Raw genomic sequence first — 3,685 nt, forward strand, 5'->3', positions numbered from 1 at the left:
GTGCGCTGGGGGGGGTGCAGCCAGCCGAGAGCCGCCAGGGAGGCCCCACGGCGCGCTGGCTGCGTCAGGCCCTGCGACGGATCCGTGCCGCCATCGCCGTCGCCGCAGCCGCGACCGCCGCGGCGATGCCGAGGAGCACGCCGCCGCCCCGCTGGAAGTCGCCCGTCTCGGCAACGAGGCCCGCCGCCGCGCCGCGCTCCCCCACCGGGACCACCGTGGCCCGGCCGTCGGCAGCGGTGACGCTCACGCCGGCAGCGGCGCCGCCCTCGGCAGACCCCGCACCGGTGCCCTTGTCCACGACCCCACCGGAGCCATCACCACCGGACACGGCCCCACCGGAGCCGCCAGCGCCGTGGTTCCCGCCAGACGTGCCGCCGTCAGACGCATCACCGCCGGGCACGTCGGCCGGGTCCTCCGACCAGCGGGCGTAGAAGACCTTGTCGCCCGTGGCGTCGGCGCCCACCTCGGTCACCGGGTCGCCGGAGAAGTCGGCCGTCTCGTACCACCCCTCGAAGGTGTGGCCGGCCTTCGTGGGCACCGGCAACACGCATCCCTCACCGTGCACGTAGCCGTCGGGGGCGCCTTCGGGCAGCTCGCCGCCATCGGTCTCGTAGACGATCCCGTAGTCGTTGGCGCGCCAGCGGGCGTAGAAGNACTTGTTGCCCGTGGCGTCCGGCGCGATCTCATCCACCGGGGAGCCCGAGAAGTCCGCGGTGGCGTACCAACCCTCGAAGGTGTAGCCGGACCTCGTCACCATCTGGGGTAGCACGAGGCCGGTGCCGTAGGTGTAGTGGGTGAGGCGGCGATCGAGGATCCTGCCGCCCTCGGGATCGAGGTAGACNAGGTAGGTGTCGGGGACCCACCTCGCGTAGAAGACCTTGTCGCCCGTAGCGGTCGCTTGGATNTGCGCCACCGGGCTGCCGGAGNNGTCGGCCGACTCGTACCAGCCGCCGAAGGTGCAGCCCACATGGGAGGCCGACGGCAGCGTCACGGCCGTGCCCGGGGTGTAGGAGGTCACGTCGAGGCCGACGAGGGTGCCGCCGTTCAGCTCCAAGCGCACCGAGCAGGGCGACACCGACCAGCGNGCCGTGAGGGTCGTCGGCGCCGTCACGGGCGCGGCGAAGTCGTAGGGGGCGCCGGCCCCAAGGGCGTACCACCCCTCGAAGGTGTGGCCGGCCAGGGTGGGGTCGGTCGGCCGGGAAGCCGCCTGGCCGGCCTCCACGAACTCCATGGCAGGCGTGGGCGAGCCGCCCGCGGCGTCGAAGGCCACGCTGTGGAGGGCCGCCGAGGCCGTGGCCGCAGAGGGAGCGATGCCCATCCCGCCCAAGGCCTCCACCGTGACCACATAGGTCCCGGGGTCGGCGGGTACGTCCACCCCCACGGAGGAGACGCCGGCAGCCACATCGGTGTCAAGGACCGTGGTGTCGGGGGCGTCTGCCCCGGCGGCCTCCACCACGTGGTAACCGGAAGCCCCGTCCACCTGGCCCCAACCCACGCCGTCGTGGGTGACGTTCCAGGCCACCGACGCAGGGGCCGCCAGACGCCACTGGGCCGTGAGGGTGACAGGGGCCATGATCTGGGCGCCCCATCCCGTGAAGTCGTAGGGGATCACCAAGGCGCCACTCACCGGGGAGGCGGTCCACCCTTTGAACTCGTTGGCCCCCCAGGTGGGATCGGCAGGCCTGTTGCGGAGGCGGCCGCCCTCCTCCACGAGCATGGCCACGGGCTCCACCGCCTCACCGTTGTTGGGGTCGAGGGAAACCGTGAGGAGCCTGTCGCGACCCTGGGTGATGCCGGAGCTCGAGCCGCCGGCCGACTGGGCCACGCCCACGGCGAACTCATAGGCCCCCGGATCGGTCACGGTGAAGTCGAAGCTGGTGCCCTGGGTCTTCTCGGCATCGACCTGAATGCCGTTTTTAAGGATTCTGATGTCGTAGAGCAGGGCGCCGTCCACGGCGTCCCAGGAGGCCGTGGCGGTATTGGGCCCGGTGACGGTCCAGCGCATGTTGGAGATTATCCGGGCCTGGTCCGCCGCCTCCACGGCGGATTCGTCGGGGTCGGCCAGCGCCGGCGTCACGGCCACCGAGAGGCCCGTCCCCGCGATGCATGCGACGGCCACGACGGCGGCCGCCCTCCCCTTCCAACGGTATCCAGATGTGCCCACGACCGGGACCTCCTCGAACGAGCCCTCCGCCCCTGGCTGGCCGCCACGGGACGCTCGGCTCGATTCCTTCCCACTGGNATTCCCATAAAACGTGAAAAATCAAACGCGTTTAGAGGATCACAAGCATGAGGGCAACCTGTTGACAGAAAAGGCCCCCGCCGATGCGGGGGCCTTGGGAGGAACGCTCTGGGCGGGCAGCCTACATGTGGATGCGGGTGCCGCTGGTGCCCTTCATGGCCTCGGGGGCCTTCTCGAGGGAGCCGATGATGGCCACGCGGCCGGGGCGGCTCTTGGCGAACTTGACGGCGGCCTTGACCTTGGGCTCCATGGAACCCTTGCCGAACTGGCCCTCGGCCAGGTACTTCTCGGCCTCCTCGACGGTGATGTCCTCGAGGTCCTGCTGGTCGGGCTTGCCGAAGTTGATGGCCACGTGANCCACGGCGGTGAGGAGGATCAGCTTCTCGGCGTCGCAGTCCTCGGCGAGCAGCTCGCCGGCGAGGTCCTTGTCGATGACGGCGCCGACGCCCACGAGGGCGTTGTCCTGCTCGTACACGGGGATGCCGCCGCCACCGCAGGCGATGACGATGTACTCCTCGTCGAGCAGGTGGCGGATGGAGCCGATCTCAACGATGGACTTGGGCGCCGGGGAGGCGACGACGCGACGGTAGCCGCGGCCGGAGTCCTCCATGAACTGCCAGGTGGGGTTCTCGGCCTTCTGGGCGTCCGCCTGCTCCTTGGTGAGGAACTGGCCGATGGGCTTGGTGGGGTTCTCGAAGGCGGGGTCGTTCTTGTCTACCTCGACCTCGGTCACGATGGTGGCCACGTGCCACGGCTTGCCCTGGCGACGGATCTCGTTGCCGAGGCCCTTTTGCAGGTGGTAGCCGATGTAGCCCTGGCTCATGGCGCCGCACNCGNGCAGGTCCATGGCCGGGATCTCGCGGTTGATGTCGTTGGCGGTGGCGAACGACTTCTGGATCATGCCGACCTGAGGGCCGTTGCCGTGGGTGATGACGATCTCGTTGCCGAGCTCNATGAGNCCGANCAGCGCGGGCGCGGCGACATCGATGCGCTCCATCTGCTCGGAGGGGTTGTCGCCGAGGGCGTTGCCGCCGAGGGCCACGACGATGCGGTCGGGCTTGCCCGGGGCCTTGGTGTAATCAGAAGCCATGTGTGTCCTCCCAATAGTCCATTTGAAACGCAAAGCCCCGTGCCGAGAATCACGGGGCGCCTTACCTTTTCAGGTATACCCCCGAGGCGCCCGGGGATTATGGAGAGCTTATGCATTGCGCCGAGCGGTAGGTATCTCGTTTTCAGTGGTAGATAGGTTTTTTCAAGATGCCGTGTATGAATCCATCCGTGAATTTCATGCGTCAGCGTCTGCATTCCTTTAAAACCCGTTCTCGTGCATAGCATTGCAGGTTGCTTGCAGAAATCAAGGGACAGCGACAGGCCACCCCGGACCGGGGCAGGCGCGCGGCGCCTCGGCTCTCCAGCCCCCCGCCACCGGTACCCCTCGGCACC

Annotated in this window: 2 protein-coding genes; both read right to left on the minus strand. The window is 69.0% G+C overall.

Annotated elements, in window-relative coordinates:
• Positions 1-64 precede the first annotated feature (64 nt).
• A complete protein-coding gene (locus JX283_RS07940) occupies positions 65-2,164 on the minus strand; it encodes an InlB B-repeat-containing protein (RefSeq protein WP_204830095.1) in 2,100 nt (699 codons plus the stop codon).
• Positions 2,165-2,363: 199 nt separating this feature from the next.
• A complete protein-coding gene (gene arcC, locus JX283_RS07945) occupies positions 2,364-3,332 on the minus strand; it encodes a carbamate kinase (protein WP_204830096.1) in 969 nt (322 codons plus the stop codon).
• Between the last annotated feature and the right edge of the window lie 353 nt (positions 3,333-3,685).

The sequence above is a fragment of the Olsenella sp. CU969 genome (genome assembly GCF_905219715.1).
GTDB classification, from domain to species: Bacteria; Actinomycetota; Coriobacteriia; order Coriobacteriales; family Atopobiaceae; genus Granulimonas; species Granulimonas faecalis.